The organism is Caldisericum sp. (assembly GCF_049967455.1).
In the GTDB taxonomy this organism is placed as follows: Bacteria; Caldisericota; Caldisericia; order Caldisericales; family Caldisericaceae; genus Caldisericum; species Caldisericum exile_A.
Genome location: NZ_JBMFSR010000105.1, coordinates 1 through 728, shown reverse-complemented (window position 1 = coordinate 728; position 728 = coordinate 1). Strand labels below are relative to the sequence as shown.

The 728-nt window shown below is 38.7% G+C and carries 1 protein-coding gene; it reads right to left on the bottom strand.

Annotated features, from left to right (window positions below; translation table 11 throughout):
- On the bottom strand, positions 1–728 hold a 728-nt coding region (locus tag ACP5SP_RS08045; protein ID WP_428076562.1), incomplete at both ends, for an SNF2-related protein.

The window sequence follows — 728 nt, the reverse complement described above, 5'->3', positions numbered from 1 at the left end:
CACATTGTTTTGTGAGGTCAAGATATTCGTTGTAATTTTTCTGACGATCAACCTTACTTATCTTTGCCTTCATTTCATCAAAGAAATCGTCGAGGTTCGGGACACCTGGAATAGTGCTTCTTCGGATATTCTGGAAAAGTTTGATCTGAGCAAGAATATCCTGCGGTGAGTTATTATACGGAGTTGCAGAGACAAGAATGACTCGTTTTCCTCGACATATTTCAGCTACATTTTCGTATGACAACGTTGTTTCTGTGCGGAAGCGATGCGCTTCATCTATGATTATGTTAGAATATCTTTCTGTACCTCCCTTTATTATATCTTCAAGTTTCCCGATCGACTCAAAATCTGCAGGCACCCTGAAGTCTGAGAACACATTGGGCCATGAACCGGGGTTTGATTTTTGTAAGAGTGCAGGTGGAGCAATCACCAATGTTCTTCCATCAAGCTGGCTTGCTAACATGGCAGTAACGTACGTTTTCCCGAGACCGACAACATCAGAAATAAACACACCGCCATACTCTTCAAGAAGTCTTTTTGCATTTAAAACTGCTTGTTCTTGATACTCAAGCTTTTTGAAGTTTTCTGGTAAGTATTTTCCAAAAATATCATCCGTTTGACGTAGTTCATCTTTAAAATATTCATACAGAAACTTCAAGTAGATTTCATATGGTGTAATATTTTGATTTACCCATGTCTTTCCTTCAACTGTTTGGATGTATTGTTCG